Genomic DNA, 16,571 nt, shown 5'->3' on the forward strand with positions numbered 1-16,571 from the left:
TTTAGTTGCATTAAGATTCCCGCCTGCGCGGGAATGACGACCCTCTAAACACTAAATGCACCATGTTGGGCATTTAGTGTTTATTTCGCTTCAATTCAATCACCGTTACCTCGGGCCAGATTCCAATCCGACCAGAAAAGCCAAGGAAACCAAAGCCACGGTTTACGTTTAAATACCTACCGTTCTCGGTTTTAATGCCTGCCCAATGTTTGTAGCGGTATTTCACCGGACTCCATTTAATACCAAAAGCCTCGATGCCAAACTGCATGCCATGCGTATGACCAGCCAGCGACAATTGTATTTTTGAAGGATAATTTTTTACCTGCGCATCCCAATGCGAAGGATCGTGAGAGAGCAGAATTTTGAAATCATTGGCAGTGGTATTGGCCAAAGCTTTATTTAAATCGCCCCGTTCGCCAAAACCAATTCCCCAGTTTTCTATCCCGGCCAGGATAATTTTTTCGCCATTCTTATGCAGTTCTACGTGCTCATCCAGCAATAACTTAAAGCCGAGCTCTTTATGGTAAGCTTTTAACTGATCGAGGTTTTTGATCTTCTCCGCTTCGCTTGGCCATTTTACATAATCGCCATAATCATGATTACCCAAAACCGAAAACTGTCCGAAAGGTGCCTTTATTTGCGAGAAATGACCAATGTAAGGCACAATCTCTGAGGAAATATTGTTGACCAAATCGCCCGTAAACACAAACAAATCGCTTTTTTGTGCATTAATTAAATCAATGCCCTTTTGTACTGCTTTGGGGTTAGTAAAACTGCCGGCGTGCACATCCGAAATTTGGGTTAAGGTAAAACCATCGAAAGCTGCTGGCAGATCGTCGAAATACAAAGTATGTTTAATTACCCTGTAGGCATATTTCCCCTGGGTAATGCCGTAGGCAAATAATCCAATGGTTAAGCAAAACATTACAAAAGCAAAATCGACCCAATAATTGCTACGGGCTAAAAGGTGGAAACCGCCACCATTAAAGCTACCCGTAATTCCGAACAGGAAACGGTAAATATCGCCTAGCAGCAAGAAGATCGCAAAAACTACTTCCGCAGTAAAAATGATCAGGAAAGTATGGCTTACGATTTGAAAAAAGCGGTTTATGCCCTGAATACGCATTTGCTGGATGGCATAAAACAAAGCAAAGGTTAAGCCGACAATAAAAACCCAGAAGATAGGACTAAGCCAGGTAGATTGATTTAAAGTGCCCAAACCTGATAAAACGTATGCATTTAAGGCAAAAAACATAAATGCTACAATAAGGAGCGGGATGAGGTTGAGTTTTCTTTTCATTACAAATTGATAAGAGGCATAAAGATAAATGTAGGGCTTAAACGCAGATAAATTGCCTGCAGTTTGCAAGTTGGATTATTTTTACGCTTCTTTGATTAAAATGTATCTAAAAGGAGTGAGGCTCTGATTTAAATAATATGCTACAGCTAGAAAACATAATAGCCTGAATAGCGTATTTTAATAATTTACTTTCTTTTATTAGCTTTGTGCGAATATGCTGTCGAAAAAAACAAAATACGCCATAAAGGCACTTGTTGCTCTTGGTAAAAATTTAGATAAACCACCAATGCAGATCTCAAAAATTGCAGAGGAAGAGCATATCCCAAAAAAATTCCTGGAGCAAATTTTACTTGATTTACGTAATGCAGGCTTTTTATACAGTAAAAAGGGAGCCGGAGGCGGTTACAGCCTGAATAAAAAGCCCGAAGAAATTCTTTTGGTGCATATTATGCGGGTTACTGATGGTCCCATTGCCATGGTACCTTGTGCCAGCTTAAACTTCTATCACAAATGCGATGAATGCGAGGATGAAAAGACTTGCGGAATCAGAAGTGCATTTATTGATGTGAGAGACGCCACATTGAAGGTTTTAAGTGAAACCAGTATCGCCGATGTAATTAATCGTGAGGACACGCTAAAGCTGGCTATCGAAAAATTGTAAGAGATTATTTTAATCATAATGATCTAAAGGTTGGTGTCTTCACCAACCTTTTTTTATTGCCTGTTTCGGTCGGTGTGGACACCAACCGATAGGATAAAGGAGCCAGGTTATTTCTTAGTATCTAATGGTTGGTGTCCTCACCAACCAGCTTAGCCTCCGGCTATCTTCAAAAATAAATTACGGACAGCAACATTTTTTAGCAAACGATTGCACAGCCTATTAAAGGCGAAAAACCAACAGAAAACTGTCGTTAAGGGTTTACAGATTAACACCGTATCGTAATTTTTTTCATAAAAAATTACGACTATTCCTATATACTTTATATATTTGACGGATGAACCTAAATTTTATACCTAATAGAGCCGCTATCCGGATGATGTGCTGTTGTTGTAAAACACGGTAACAGGAGCCTATAGATAATTTAAGTATAAAATATTGGATGCTTCTCGGTAAAAGGGAAGCATTTTTTGAATAAAGCTAACAACACATATGCAAACTTTCAGAACAGAACTCGAAAACAATATTGTCGAGCAGGACATTATCGATTTAGAGAATAAGATTAAAGCCTTTCGGGATGGTACAATCCACGACGAAAAGTTTAGGAGCCTGCGTTTAGCACGCGGTGTTTACGGACAAAGACAGCCGGGAGTGCAAATGATCCGGATTAAGCTGCCTTTTGGAAAGGTTACTTTTAAGCAGTTATTGCGCATTGCCGATATTGCCGATGAGTATGGAAGTGGCAATTTACACTTAACCACCCGTCAGGATATCCAGTTGCACTATGTAAGTTTAGACCGGACACCAGAACTTTGGGCTAAATTAGAGCAAGATGATATTACCCTGCGTGAGGCTTGTGGTAACACGGTGCGTAATGTAACGGCATCGCCAAATTCGGGCATCGATAAAGATGAGCCGTTTGATGTTTCACCATACGCGCACGCTGTTTTTAAATACTTTTTGCGTAACCCAATCTGTCAGGAAATGGGTCGTAAAATTAAAATTTCATTCTCTTCGAGTGATAAGGATACTGCATTTAGCTACATTCATGATTTAGGTTTTATTCCGAAAATTAACGAAAAGGGCGAACGTGGATTTAAAGTTTTATTTGCTGGTGGTTTAGGTGCACAACCTTTCTTAGCCAGTGCCGTTCACGAATTTTTGCACGAAGATCAGATCATTCCTTTTACAGAGTCTGTGCTTCGCGTTTTCGACCGTTATGGCGAACGTACCAATAGAAATAAAGCGCGTTTAAAATACCTGGTTCAAAAATTAGGTTTAGACGAAGTTTTACGCCTGGTTGCCGAAGAGCGCATTGCCAATAAAGTAAAAAGCTTTAAAATAGATTTAAATACAATCGCCGAACCCATTTTGCCAGCAGAGCAAGATTACCCGGCGGTAGAAATTTTAAACGAAACCCACTACAAACACTGGTCGGCTACCAACGTGGTAGAGCAGAAACAGGCTGGTTTTTATTCGGTGTATGTAAAAGTACAGGTAGGTGATATTAAAACAGATAAAGCAAGGGTCTTTGTTGATGCCATCAGGCCGTATGTTGCCGATGAAATCAGGCTTACACAAAACCAGGGTTTGTTATTAAAATATGTACGCAAAGAAGCTTTACCTGCTTTATATGCGGAGTTAAATAAAATTGGTTTTACCACTGCCGGTTTCGATAGTGTTGCCGATATTACCACTTGCCCGGGAACAGATACCTGTAATTTAGGTATTGCCAACTCTATGACATTGGCCGAGGTGTTGGAAGATGTGATTTATACCGATTTCCCTGAATTGATTTATGAAAAAAACATCAAAATCAAAATCAGTGGCTGTATGAACTCTTGTGGTCAGCATGGTTTAGCCGAGATTGGTTTTCACGGCAGTTCGGTAAAAGCCGAAGGAAAAGTGGTTCCGGCGGTTCAGGTAATGCTTGGTGGTGGTACTGTAGGCGATGGCGTTGGTCGTGTGGCAGAACGTGTAATCAAAGTTCCATCAAAAAGAGCAACCAGTGTTTTGCATTTCATTTTAAATGATTTTAAAGCGAATAACCTGGCTGATGAGAATTTTCACCAGTATTACGATAGAAAAGGTAAAGACCATTTTTATCAGTTATTAAAACCACTGGCCGATTTAACTAATCTGCAAACTGAAGAATTTGTAGATTGGGGACACGTAGAGCCTTTTGTTACCGCAATCGGTGTGGGTGAATGTGCTGGTGTAGTGATTGATTTGGTTGCTACTTTATTGTTGGAAGCCGACGAAAAATTTGACTGGGCAAAGCAAAACTTAGAGAAAGGTGCTTATGCTGATGCGATTTACCATACCTACAGTACGTTTGTAAGTGCAGCAAAATCTTTGTTGCTGGATAAAGGTGTAAACAGCAGTACCCAGGTTGGCGTGATTCGCGAGTTCGATAACCATTATGTGGAAACTGGCGAATTTAATCTGGCCACTAACTTTTCTGATTTGGTTCTTCAGATTAATAAAAATGAACCAAGTGCTGAATTTGCCCAAAAATATTTTGAACAAGCCAATCAGTTTTTAAATCAGATTAAAGAAAAAAGAGGAGTATTGGTGAAATGAGATTGAAGACAATTGATATGAGATTTGAGAACTGCATACGCTAAACGCCATGCGCCAAACAACTCTTCATTCAGTTATTCAAAATTCAATAATTAAAAAGAAACATGGTTAATCAAAATAAAGAATCAAAAATAACCCTTCTAGGCGCAGGTCCGGGCGACCCTGACTTGTTAACTTTAAAAGGGGTAAAGGCTTTACAGGCTGCAGATGTAGTATTGTATGATGCATTAACCAACGAAGCTTTATTGGAACATGCACCGGCAGAAGCCATTAAAGTATATGTGGGTAAACGTTCAGGAGAGCATTCTTATCCTCAGGATACCATCAATAAATTAATGATCGATTACGCTTTAAACTATGGGCATGTAGTGCGGTTAAAAGGTGGCGATCCATTTGTGTTCGGCAGGGGTTACGAAGAGTTAGATTACGCCGCATCATACAGCATTCCGGTGAGTGTTATTCCAGGTATTTCGAGTTCAATCGGCGTACCGGGTTTGCAGCAAATTCCGGTTACACACCGTGGCCTGAGCGAAAGTTTTTGGGTAATTACAGGAACAACCACATCTGGTGAAGTATCGGCCGATATTTATCAGGCGGCAACATCAAATGCTACTGTAGTAGTTTTAATGGGACTTAAAAAACTTTCTAAAATTGTAGAGATTTTTAAAGCTGCAGGAAAACATAATTTACCAACAGCAGTAGTGCAGAATGGTTCGGCAGAAGACGAAAAATTAGTGGTTGGTGTGGTAGAAACTATAGAAAGTTTAGTGCAACACGAAAATATTAAGGCTCCGGCATTGTTAATATTTGGAGAAGTTGTATCATTACATCCGTCATTTAAAAACATCATTAAACAATATGCAAGTATTGCCTAACCAACCAAATAATGCAGAATCTTTTTCTGAACAGGAAAAAGGTAACCAGCTGTTTCCGGTTTTTGTGAAGCTGAATAAGCTGCGTACATTATTAATTGGTGCAGGTAATATTGGCCTCGAAAAATTAACGGCGATTGTTAACAACAGTCACCAAGCTAACATTACCATTGTAGCCGAAGTAATTTCTCCAGAGGTTTATACCTTAATTGCGAACTATCCTTTGGTTAAGGTTAAACAAAAGAGTTTTGATGTTTCTGATTTACAGGGTATTGATATTGTTTTTGCCGCAACAAACAATAACATTTTAAACGAAGAGATCAGAAAAGTAACCAACGAAAAAGGCTTACTGATCAATGTGGCCGATAAACCCGAGCTTTGCGATTTCTATTTAGGATCTATCGTTCAAAGGGGTGATCTAAAAATAGCGATTTCTACCAACGGAAAATCGCCAACCATAGCCAAACGCTTAAAACAAATTTTGAACGAAGGTTTACCGGCCGAGCTGGATGAAACTTTGCAGAATATGAGCGCTTTGCGCCAGACCTTAAACGGCGATTTCTCGGCAAAGGTTAAAAAGCTGAATAAGGTTACCCAAAGTTTAATTGACCCTAAAAAGAGTTTTGCCGAGCGCAATATCAAGTGGTTAATCTGGGTGGCTTCGGTATTATTAATCGGTGCCATAGGTTTTTCACTGTGGAATACCGAGCCAGAGTTTCAAACTTTCCTGATTAATATCGACCCCTTGTTTTACTGGTTTTTAGGTGCCGGATTTTTATTCGCCCTGATTGACGGTGCAATTGGCATGTCGTACGGGGTTACTACAGCCTCTTTCTCACTGGCAATGGGTTTACCTCCGGCCTCAGCTAGTATGGCGATCCACATTTCGGAAGTAATGAGTAACGGAATTGCTGGCTGGATGCATTACCGTATGGGCAATGTAAACTGGAAACTGTTTAAAATATTAATTCTCCCAGCTATAGTTGGGCAGTGCTGGGCGCCTATATCTTATCGTCGCTGGAGCACTACAGTGCTTATGTTAAGCCAATTGTGGCGGTGTACACCTTGTTTTTGGGTGGCATTATTTTAATGAAAGCTTTCAACATCAAAAGAAAGAAAGCCGATCAGAAGATTAAAAAAATTGGTCTTTTAGGTTTTGTTGGTGGTTTTATCGATGCTGCTTTCGGTGGTGGTTGGGGCTCAATTGTATTGTCGAGTTTAATTGCCGGTGGCAGACATCCATTATTTTCTTTAGGAACAGTAAAAATTAGTCGTTTTTTTATTGCCACTCTTAGTTCGCTAACCTTTTTTACCATGTTAGGTGGCAAACACTGGGAAGCCGTTTTAGGCTTGATTATCGGTAGTGCAATAGCATCGCCAATTGCTGCAAAAGTATCCAACAAAATTTCGGCGAAAACCATTATGGTTGCCGTTGGTATTATTGTGATGCTGGTAAGCTTGCGCAGTGTAATTATGTTTATTTTAAAATTAATTTAGTGATGGAACGTGTAGAAGAGATAAAAGAAGCACTAAAAGGCTTAGATACCATTGAAAAATTAAGGTTTTTAGCCGATCGCTATGCCGGTCGCATTATATTTTCAACCAGTTTTGGATGGGAAGACCAGGCAATTACACACCTTATTTTTAGCAATAATATTCCAATTAAGGTTTTTACTTTAGAAACCGGGCGGTTATTTCCTGAAACCTATTACGTTTGGAACCGTACCCTTGAAATTTACAATAAACCGATTTACGCCTACTATCCGCAAAATGAGCTCTTGCAGGATATGGTGAACAGTAAAGGCCCAAGCAGTTTTTACGAATCGGTCGAAAACAGAAAAGAGTGCTGCTATATCCGTAAAATAGAACCTTTAAAAAGAGCATTAAAAGGTAACGAAATCTGGATCACAGGTATCAGGGCCGATCAAAGTACAAACCGTGAGGATATGCACGATGTAGAATGGGATGAAGGTAACCAGCTGGTTAAATTTCATCCGATTTTCGATTGGACATTAGACGATGTGAAGGCATATATTAAAGAAAACAACATTGTTTACAACACCCTGCACGATAAAGGATTCCCGAGCATAGGTTGCGCCCCATGTACAAGAGCAGTACAACCCGGCGAAGATTTTAGGGCCGGAAGATGGTGGTGGGAAGACCAGAGTAAAAAAGAATGTGGCTTGCATGCAGCATCCTGACCCAAAAAAACATTCCTATCGGGGCGTCATTGCGAGGCAGGGAAAGAGCGAGCCGTGACAATCTTATAGAAGGATAAAATAAATTACTATTGCAGAAAGCCGAAACAGATTGCTTCGGCGGTTGAAAAACCTTCTCGCAATGACGTAAATAGAACAACAACAGCAAATATATTAGTTGAAAAAGGAGCGGCGCTGAAAAGCAACCTTCCAATATTTCAACAATCAATCATTTCAACATTTTATAATGAGTACATATAATTTTGATTACTTAGATGAACTAGAGGCAGAGGCCATTCACATTTTACGTGAGGTTGCGGGCAGTTTGAAAAGCCGGCTTTGCTGTTTTCGGGTGGAAAAGATTCGATTACCTTAGTGCGTTTAGCAGAAAAAGCTTTCCGTCCCGGTAAATTTCCTTTTCCACTGGTACACATCGATACCGGGCATAATTTTGAAGAAACCATTACCTACCGTGATGAAATGGTAGAAAGAATTGGCGAAAGGCTGATTATTGGTTCAGTTCAGGAGTCTATTGATCAAGGTAAAGTAGTAGAACAAACCGGTAAAAACGCGAGCAGAAATGCTTTGCAAACCGTAACCTTGTTAGATACCATTGCAAAACACCAGTTCGATGCCTGTATTGGCGGTGCGCGCAGAGACGAAGAAAAAGCACGCGCAAAAGAGCGTATTTTCTCTGTACGTGATGAATTTGGCCAGTGGGATCCTAAACGCCAGCGCCCCGAGCTTTGGAACATTTATAACGGTAAAATCCACAAAGGTGAAAACATCCGTGTATTCCCAATCAGCAACTGGACCGAGCTGGATGTTTGGAACTACATCCGCCGCGAAAAAATTGAATTGCCAAGCATCTACTTCTCACACGAACGCGATGTGATTACCCGCAACGGACAGTTAATGGCCGCATCTCCGTTTTTAAATATGGATGATGAAGATATCGTATTCCGCAAGCAAGTGCGTTTCCGTACAGTTGGCGATATGTCGTGTACAGCTGCAGTTGAGTCGGAAGCAACTTTGATTGATGATATTATTGAAGAAATCAGCGCTTCTAAAATTTCAGAGCGTGGTGCCCGTTTAGACGATAAAGTTTCGGAAGCAGCAATGGAAGACAGGAAAAAAGGAGGATATTTTTAAAGAGTATCAAGATTAAACAGTATCAAGTGTTCAAGATTAAAGTATCAAGACATTATAATCTATATTGATATTTGATCTTACTACTCATTACTTGATACATTGTTAACAAACTTGACAACTCTATCTTAAATACGACAATAAACATGAACATATTAAAATTCTTTACAGCAGGCAGTGTAGATGATGGTAAAAGTACCTTAATCGGCCGTTTGTTATACGATACAGATTCTATTTTAGCCGATCAATTGGAAGCCTTACAAAGCTCGAACCGTAAAAATGACGACGGAACAATTGACCTGGCTATTTTAACTGATGGATTAAGGGCAGAACGCGAACAGGGCATTACCATTGATGTGGCCTACAAATACTTTCAAACCGAAAAGCGTAAATTTATTATAGCCGATACGCCGGGTCACATCCAGTACACCCGCAATATGGTTACCGGAGCATCAACCGCAAATCTGGCCATTATTTTAATCGATGCCCGCAACAGTGTAGTTGAACAAACTATCCGTCACTCGTATATTGTTTCACTACTGGGTATTAAGCACGTTGTGGTTTGTATCAATAAAATGGATATGGTTGATTACAGCGAAACGGTTTATGCTTCCATCATCGAAAAGTATAAAGTACTTGCGCAGCAACTTAAATTAGACGATGTAACGTACATCCCGGTTAGTGCCCTAAAAGGCGATAACGTGGTGCAACGTTCAGAAAATATGCAGTGGTACGAAGGCGAAAGCTTGCTTCATTTCTTAGAGCAGGTAGATACCGATCATCTAGACCGTTCGCAACTGGCGCGTATGCCGGTACAGTGGGTTGTACGCCCGCAAACCGACGAGTTGCACGATTACCGCGGTTACGCAGGCCGTGTATTGAGCGGAACTTTTAGCCTGAACGATAAAGTAAATGTATTGCCTTCAGGTGCTGGCTCTACCATCGAGAAAATTGAATTTTTTGATGAAGCACTGGATGAAGCCCATGCAGGTCAGTCGGTGATTATCCATTTAAAAGATGATGTGGATATTAGCCGTGGCGATACCATTGTAAATGCTTCTGCCTTACCGCAAGAATCGAAACTGATTGAAGCCGATTTGTGCTGGATGGATGCACGTGCATTGGATACGTCTATCATGTATAACATTCAGCATAACAGTAAGGTTACGAAATGTAAAATCAGCGAAATTCTGCATAAGGTAGATATCAACACACTCGAAAAACATGCAGCTGATGAATTTAAACTGAACGATATAGGTCGGGTGATTATTAAAACAGCAGATGCGTTGGCTTTTGATCTTTACGATGATAACCGCGCTAATGGCTCAGCTATTTTGGTTGATAGCCGTACCAATTTAACAGTTGGAGCCTTAATGTTCAGGGCAGCAGTTGAATAAAATAAACGTAAGGGGAGATGTGAGGTGGAAGAATTTTGTAAATATCCAGCAAAACCACAACCAAATATAAGATGAAGACGCTAGGCCGAAAGGTATAGTGTGAAAGCAATTTCAGCGGGGCATCGGTTACGATAGCCCCGTTTTTCGTAGTGTGCCGGCTATTTTATCATAATTTAGTGCCTGCGTAGATAATTTTTATATCTTAGTTTAACTCACTATCTCTTATAACCGCTTAACTTATGCATGCAGGAAAAAAATATACTTTTCTGGAATTTATTATCTGGACCAGGCGCGATATTTATCGCTTAACCATTCTGGCCATTATTCCTACCGTACTTTATCATTATTGCGCTTTTACGTTTCTTTCCATTTCCTGGGTACCTGTAGCGCTTTTGGGCACCGCAGTTTCATTTATCATTAGTTTTAAAAATAATGCCAGTTATGCCCGCCTTTGGGAAGCCCGGCAAATTTATGGTGCAATAATCAATTCGAGCAGGGCATTTGGCGTAATGGTTCGTGATTATCTGGCAGTTCATGATAAAAAAACAGATGTGGAAATCATTTTTTACCGCCACTTTGCCTGGCTAACCGCATTACGTTTTCAGTTAAGGGAGCCCAGGGCATGGGAAAACTCAAACGATCCGCGCAATATCGAATATGCCCGGCTTTACCGTGTTTCAGAAAAAGCAGATCGCCTGGAAGATAGCCTTGCGCAATACCTTTCTGCTGATGAGTTAAAATATATTTTGACCAAGAAGAACAAGGCTACCCAATTAATGGCACTGCAATCGGCCCATATTAATAAACTTGTGGTCAGCGGAGTTTTAACCGAACTGCAACTGCAATCTTTACAAAATACCATTACCAGCTTTTACGATAACCAGGGTAAGGCCGAAAGGATTAAAAATTTTCCTTATCCACGCCATTTTTCATCTATAGCCACCATTATGCTAAATTTATTTGTGTTTTTAGTTCCATATGGATTGCTAAACGAGTTTAATAAGTTAGGCAACGGTACTTTAATTGAAGGATATTCCATCTGGTTAAATATTCCCTTCGCTATTTTGTTAACCTGGGTTTTTAATTCGCTTGATATTGTTGGCGAAAGCTCAACCAACCCTTTCGAAGGAAGTGCGAACGATGTGCCCATTACCAATATTTCCAGGACGATAGAAATTGACATGCGGGATATGCTCGATGAAACCGATCTGCCGCCGTCACTTACGCCAGAGCATTTTATACTGATGTAATGGTTTTTCTGTTATGGAAATGCCAGAATGTTTTCATCATATTGGTATATTAGTATAATCAATTAAAATGCTAAAACTCTTGATATGAAAAGAATCATCATTTACCTCGTTATAGCGGCTCTTCCGTTTGCCTATGCCTGTAACCAAAATAAAACCAGTACAAATTCGAAAACAACAACCGACTCTGTAATTAAACAAGATTGTTATAAAGCAGGCTTTGAAAAAGATACTGCTTATATGAATGTAGAAATACATGCATCGGGCAAAGCTACAGGGAAGTTGTTAATTAGATATAATGATAAACCCAGCAATATGGGCGCTATATCGGGTAAATTTAATGGCGACACTTTGCTCGTAGATTATCGGTTTAAAACCGGAAAGGATACGGTTAGTGTATATACAAACCCACTGGCTTTTTTAAAAAAGGATGGTAAACTGATAATGGGGGTAGGGCAGATTGAAACCACACTAGGCAGGTCTTATTTTGTAAAAGGAAAACCGATTAATTACGAAGCCGGAAAATTTATCTTTGAAGAAGCAAGTTGTAAATAAGTAATAACCTATTGCATGCCATAATTATTTTTGCCACGGATGCGCAGAAAACATGGAAACATTTTTCTTTTTTATCACCCTGTTTCTAACGTAAGGTCAGATGGTAAAATCTGACCTTATACCAATCATAGCTTCGATGGCTGTTCGATAATAATATCTGACAGCACTATTCAGGTAGCCACTTCATAGATTGTCCTCCTGAGCGGAGTCCAAGGATTTTTAATAGTATTGTTTTTCATTGCATTAGCGATGCTTTATTAAGTTTGGCATGATAAATTAAAAATATTTTAAAATAAATTACTACAATTCCTATAGACTTTATATATTTGTAATAATTAATAACTGTTAACCCGCATAAAATTTGGTGTTATGATTTTAAATAAAGTAGAAAAAGCGAACATTGAACCACGAATTACTTTAATAGGTGCAGGTCCTGGCGACCCGGATTTATTTAGTTTAAAAGGTGTAAAAGCATTAAAAACAGCCGATGTTGTTTTGTACGATGCAAATGTGAATGAAGCTTTACTATGTTATGCGCCAGATGGTATTCCGAAAGTTTATGTGGGTAAACGCAGCGATGATGAAGATTTCTCGCAAGAGGCTGTTAATAAACTGATTGTTGATTACGCTTTAAACTATGGTCATGTGGTGCGTTTAAAAAGCGGCGATCCGTTTTTCTTTGCCAAAGGTTACGAAGAAATCGATGCGGCAGAATCTTATAGCATCCCAACCGAAATTATTCCTGGTATTTCGAGTGCTACAGGTGCACCAAGTTTACAAAAGATCCCGATGATTTATAAAGATCTGAGCGAGAGCTTTTGGGCGGTAACCGGAACCAATTCGAGAGGCGAAATTTCTGAAGATTTATACATTGCTGCTAAAACCAAAGCTACCATCGTAGTTTTAAACGGAATTGAGAAGGTAAAAGAAATCGCAGCTATATTTCAGGCCGAAAATAAAAACCTTTTACCGGTGGCTGTAATCCAGAACGGATCTACCCCACAAGAGAAAATTGCAGTAGGTATAGTTGATACCATTGCCGAAATTGTTGAAGATAAAAAAATAACTGCGCCTGCCTTATTGGTTTTTGGTGATGTGGTTTCCTTGCACCCACAGTTTCAACCCATCCGCGATTTCTACGAAATTATGGCGGAAGAGTACTAAGATATTTTTGAACCAAAAATATATTTGTTTTGTTGTTAAAAACCGCGTGGGCGAGCCAGGCGGTTTTTTTGTTTATGTATGCCTTAGCGTACATCTGCACAATCAGCGGGAAACTATTTGAAAATTGTCCGGCAGATTTAAGGAGATCATCGCAGATTAAATTCATGTATCGACTCTGCTTGTTGATTTGACTAGACTCGATCTCAGCGTACATCTGCGTAATCAGTTGAAACTATTTAGAAATTGCCCCACAGATTTAAAAAGATCACCTCAGATTAAACACCTGTTTCCCAATTTTTTCAATAGCTAAATTTGCTTGCTAAGCCTGGTTTGAAAGCTTCATTTTTTCGTTAGAAAGTCTCCGTGTATAATTGCGTAATCAGCAGAAAAATACCTAAAGCATTGCCGTTCAGCGTCAAAATCAATCCCCTGATCAGAAAATACCTGACCGCTAAATATTCAACTAAAAATATAATTTCCATTATTTGCAATGCTCAAAACAATTAGTAACTTACTTAGGTTATCTACACCAAATATTTGATGGAAATTATACATATAAGCGCCGAGTGTTACCCTATTGCAAAAGTTGGTGGTTTAGCCGATGTAGTAGGGGCCTTACCCAAGTATCAAAATAAATTAGGCCACATTGCCAAGGTGGTTGTTCCTGCGTACGACACTAAATTCATCCGCGAAAGCGAATTTGAGGTAACATACGATGCCTGGTCTAACTACGGCAATCATCATTTTCAGTACCGCATCTTAAAAGAAAAAACGAATAAACTGGGTTTCGATGTTTATGTAATCCACATCAAAGGCCTTACCGACAGACCGAATGTATACGGTTATGGCGATGATACCGAGCGTTTTGTTGCTTTTCAGATTGCTACCTTAGATTGGATAGCACAATGGGAACATCGGCCAGATGTAATCCATTGCCACGATCACCATACCGGTTTAATTCCTTTTATGGCATCGAACTGCTTAAAATACGAAAGTATTAAACATGTACCTACAGTTTTAACCATTCATAACGCACAATACCAGGGACAGTTTGGTTGGGATAAATTATATTACCTGCCAGCATTCGATTTGTGGAAAGGTGGCTTGTTGGGCTGGGAAGATGCCATTAACCCTTTGGCTTCGGCCATAAAATGTGCCTGGCGGGTAACTACGGTTTCGCCAAGTTACCTCGAAGAAATGATGAACAATGCCCGTGGCCTCGAAAGTTTGTTGAGGCAGGAGCGCTGGAAATCGGTAGGGATTTTAAACGGTATTGATAGTGAGGTTTGGAACCCGGAAACAGACCCCATGCTGGGCAAAGGTTACAACATAAAAACAGTAGAAGCCGGTAAACTGGCAAACAAAACCGCCCTGTGCAATGTTTTTCAGTTAGATGCCGCTAAACCCCTCTTTACTTTTATTGGCCGACTGGTTGATGAAAAAGGAGCCGATTTACTGCCTGATATATTTTACACTGCTTTGCAGCAGCATGGCGATAACATTAATATATTGGTTTTAGGATCGGGCGACAGTTGGGTAGAAGGCCGGCTAAATCAGTTAAAAGATATTTTTCCTGGTAAGTATAATGCTTATATTGGCTATAACGAGCAGGTTTCGCACGAAATATACGCCAGTGCCGATTTTCTGATCATGCCTTCGCGCGTTGAGCCTTGTGGTTTAAACCAGTTGTATGCATTAAGATATGGCACAGTGCCCATGGTGCGCCGCATAGGCGGGTTAAAAGATACCGTAATTGATATTGGCGATGGAGGTTTCGGTATTTGTCACGACCAGACCAGCATATGGGATGTTACCCATGCCATTAACAGGGCCGTAGAGCTGTATAACGATAAAAAAGCTTTTAAAGCAGTGCGTAAAACAATGATGAAGTTAGACCATTCGTGGGATAATGCCGCATTAAATTATATAGAATTGTACCAAATATTAAATTAAGCTTAAACATGACTGACAAAGTTTTAGGCGTTATCCTTGGCGGTGGCCAGGGCTCTAGATTATCGCCACTTACACAAACACGTTCTAAACCGGCAGTTCCAATTGCAGGGAAGTATCGGTTGGTAGACATTCCGATTTCTAACTGCCTTAACTCAGGCATCCACCGTATGTTTGTGCTTACACAGTTTAATTCGGCATCGTTAAATAAGCACATTAAAAACACTTATCACTTTAGTCATTTCAGTAAGGCTTTTGTCGATATTCTGGCAGCAGAGCAAACGGTACAAAATGCAGGTTGGTTTCAGGGTACTGCCGATGCTGTACGTCAGTGTATGCACCACATTGTTTCACACGAGTTCGATTATATTTTAATCCTTTCTGGCGATCAGTTATACCAGATGGATTTTAAAGATATGATTGAGAAGCACATTGAAGCCAATGCCGAAATTACCATTGCCACCATCCCGGTTACGGCCAAAGATGCTACCGATTTTGGTATTTTGAAAACCGATGAAGAAAATATGATCACTTCTTTTATCGAAAAACCAAAAACCGGACTGGATGAATGGATTTCTGACACAGGTGAAGAGATGCAAGGCGAAGGCCGTAATTTTCTGGCCTCGATGGGGATTTATGTTTTCAACCGCGAATACCTGATCAATATCTTAAACGAAAACGAAGAAGAAAAAGATTTTGGTAAAGAAATTTTGCCGCGTGCCATTACCCAAAGCAGGGTTTTGAGTTATCAGTACGAAGGTTATTGGACTGATATTGGTAACATTTCGTCGTTTTTTGAAGCCAATTTAGGATTGACCGACGAAATTCCTAAATTTAATATGTTCGATAGTAACCATGCTATTTTTACCAGGGCACGGATGTTGCCACCTTCTAAAATTTCGGGTACCACTTTAGATAAAACCATTATTGCCGAAGGCTGTATTGTACAGGCCAGTAAAGTAGAACATGCTGTTTTGGGTATCAGATCGAGAATTGGAAAAGATACCATAATTACCAACTCCTACATTATGGGTAGCGACAGGTATCAAACTTTCGAAGAAATACAGGAGGAAACGAGCAAAGGAAATTCGTTAATTGGTATTGGCGACAGGTGTTACATTAACAATGCCATTATCGATAAAAACTGCCGCATTGGTAACGATGTAAAAATTAATGGCGGTGAACATTTAGAAGATGGCGATTTTGAACTCTATGCCGTTAAAGATGGTATAGTGGTAATTAAAAAAGGAGTGGTTTTGCCTAGCGGAACCGTAATTTAGTAATCATTAATCATTAACTATAGGCCAGCCCGGATTTATCCAGGCTGGCTTTTTTATTTTAAGAATTTATTCCTCTTTGTTTTTTAGAAGTAGATGAGTAGTATTTCTGCTTGCTGTTTCATTCCTTACTGCACGCTTGATAGCTGCTGAAACAGCTTTTTTATATTCCTGCCAACATTTTTGGTATAGGCTTGTTAATTTATAAACACATAAAAAAC

The 16,571-nt window shown here is 39.8% G+C and carries 11 protein-coding genes and 2 pseudogenes; 12 read left to right on the top strand and 1 reads right to left on the bottom strand.

Translation table 11 applies throughout. The annotated features are described in order from the left end of the window. Window positions 1-73 precede the first annotated feature (73 nt). Window positions 74-1,300 carry a metallophosphoesterase gene (locus G7074_RS18740; protein ID WP_166210527.1) on the bottom strand — a complete coding sequence of 409 codons (1,227 nt, stop codon included), beginning with the start codon at window positions 1,298-1,300 and terminating at the stop codon, window positions 74-76. 214 nt (window positions 1,301-1,514) lie between these two features. Here G7074_RS18740 and G7074_RS18745 point away from each other — a divergent pair, with 214 nt between their 5' ends. The 12 genes and pseudogenes from G7074_RS18745 (at window position 1,515) to G7074_RS18800 (ending at window position 16,353) form a co-directional block, all read left to right on the top strand. Continuing rightward, the gene (locus G7074_RS18745) at window positions 1,515-1,961 is read left to right on the top strand and encodes an Rrf2 family transcriptional regulator (RefSeq protein WP_124562610.1); all 447 of its coding nucleotides are present in this window, start codon (window positions 1,515-1,517) and stop codon (window positions 1,959-1,961) included. Between the two features lie 489 nt (window positions 1,962-2,450). Further along, on the top strand, window positions 2,451-4,541 hold the full coding sequence (locus G7074_RS18750) for a HEPN domain-containing protein (RefSeq protein WP_124562609.1): 2,091 nt from the start codon (window positions 2,451-2,453) through the stop codon (window positions 4,539-4,541). 104 nt (window positions 4,542-4,645) lie between these two features. Next, window positions 4,646-5,416: a uroporphyrinogen-III C-methyltransferase gene (gene cobA / locus G7074_RS18755; protein WP_124562608.1), complete on the top strand. Its 771-nt coding sequence runs from the start codon at window positions 4,646-4,648 to the stop codon at window positions 5,414-5,416. Then, window positions 5,400-6,910: pseudogene (locus G7074_RS18760) on the top strand (TSUP family transporter). The gene cobA (G7074_RS18755) and the pseudogene G7074_RS18760 overlap by 17 nt, the downstream one beginning before the upstream one ends. 2 nt (window positions 6,911-6,912) lie before the next feature. Next, on the top strand, window positions 6,913-7,614 hold the full coding sequence (locus G7074_RS18765; RefSeq protein WP_124562606.1) for a phosphoadenylyl-sulfate reductase: 702 nt from the start codon (window positions 6,913-6,915) through the stop codon (window positions 7,612-7,614). Window positions 7,615-7,858: 244 nt separating this feature from the next. Next, window positions 7,859-8,763: pseudogene (cysD, locus tag G7074_RS18770) on the top strand (sulfate adenylyltransferase subunit CysD). Window positions 8,764-8,906: 143 nt separating this feature from the next. Then, on the top strand, window positions 8,907-10,157 hold the full coding sequence (locus tag G7074_RS18775; protein WP_124562604.1) for a sulfate adenylyltransferase subunit 1: 1,251 nt from the start codon (window positions 8,907-8,909) through the stop codon (window positions 10,155-10,157). Between the two features lie 239 nt (window positions 10,158-10,396). After that, window positions 10,397-11,407 carry a bestrophin family protein gene (locus G7074_RS18780; protein WP_124562603.1) on the top strand — a complete coding sequence of 337 codons (1,011 nt, stop codon included), beginning with the start codon at window positions 10,397-10,399 and terminating at the stop codon, window positions 11,405-11,407. Between the two features lie 84 nt (window positions 11,408-11,491). Next, on the top strand, window positions 11,492-11,959 hold the full coding sequence (locus tag G7074_RS18785; protein WP_124562602.1) for a hypothetical protein: 468 nt from the start codon (window positions 11,492-11,494) through the stop codon (window positions 11,957-11,959). 369 nt (window positions 11,960-12,328) lie between these two features. Next, complete coding sequence (cobA, locus tag G7074_RS18790) at window positions 12,329-13,123, top strand: uroporphyrinogen-III C-methyltransferase (protein WP_124562601.1); 795 nt, start codon at window positions 12,329-12,331, stop codon at window positions 13,121-13,123. 540 nt (window positions 13,124-13,663) lie between these two features. Continuing rightward, window positions 13,664-15,076, top strand: a complete 1,413-nt coding sequence (locus G7074_RS18795) for a glycogen synthase (RefSeq protein WP_124562600.1) — start codon at window positions 13,664-13,666, stop codon at window positions 15,074-15,076. 8 nt (window positions 15,077-15,084) lie between these two features. Then, window positions 15,085-16,353 (top strand): glucose-1-phosphate adenylyltransferase, encoded by a 1,269-nt coding sequence (locus tag G7074_RS18800; RefSeq protein ID WP_124562599.1) that lies wholly within the window; start codon window positions 15,085-15,087, stop codon window positions 16,351-16,353. Window positions 16,354-16,571: the final 218 nt, after the last annotated feature.

It is taken from the genome of Pedobacter sp. HDW13 (assembly GCF_011303555.1).
GTDB lineage: Bacteria > Bacteroidota > Bacteroidia > Sphingobacteriales > Sphingobacteriaceae > Pedobacter.

Coding starts and splice junctions, on each gene's coding strand:
- G7074_RS18785 (WP_124562602.1), top strand. CDS start 11,492: ATGAAAAGAATCATCATTTACCTCGTTATAGCGGCTCTTCCGTTTGCC.
- G7074_RS18800 (WP_124562599.1), top strand. CDS start 15,085: ATGACTGACAAAGTTTTAGGCGTTATCCTTGGCGGTGGCCAGGGCTCT.
- G7074_RS18780 (WP_124562603.1), top strand. CDS start 10,397: ATGCATGCAGGAAAAAAATATACTTTTCTGGAATTTATTATCTGGACC.
- cobA (WP_124562601.1), top strand. CDS start 12,329: ATGATTTTAAATAAAGTAGAAAAAGCGAACATTGAACCACGAATTACT.
- G7074_RS18765 (WP_124562606.1), top strand. CDS start 6,913: ATGGAACGTGTAGAAGAGATAAAAGAAGCACTAAAAGGCTTAGATACC.
- G7074_RS18795 (WP_124562600.1), top strand. CDS start 13,664: ATGGAAATTATACATATAAGCGCCGAGTGTTACCCTATTGCAAAAGTT.
- cobA (WP_124562608.1), top strand. CDS start 4,646: ATGGTTAATCAAAATAAAGAATCAAAAATAACCCTTCTAGGCGCAGGT.
- G7074_RS18745 (WP_124562610.1), top strand. CDS start 1,515: ATGCTGTCGAAAAAAACAAAATACGCCATAAAGGCACTTGTTGCTCTT.
- G7074_RS18750 (WP_124562609.1), top strand. CDS start 2,451: ATGCAAACTTTCAGAACAGAACTCGAAAACAATATTGTCGAGCAGGAC.
- G7074_RS18740 (WP_166210527.1), bottom strand. CDS start 1,300: ATGAAAAGAAAACTCAACCTCATCCCGCTCCTTATTGTAGCATTTATG.
- G7074_RS18775 (WP_124562604.1), top strand. CDS start 8,907: ATGAACATATTAAAATTCTTTACAGCAGGCAGTGTAGATGATGGTAAA.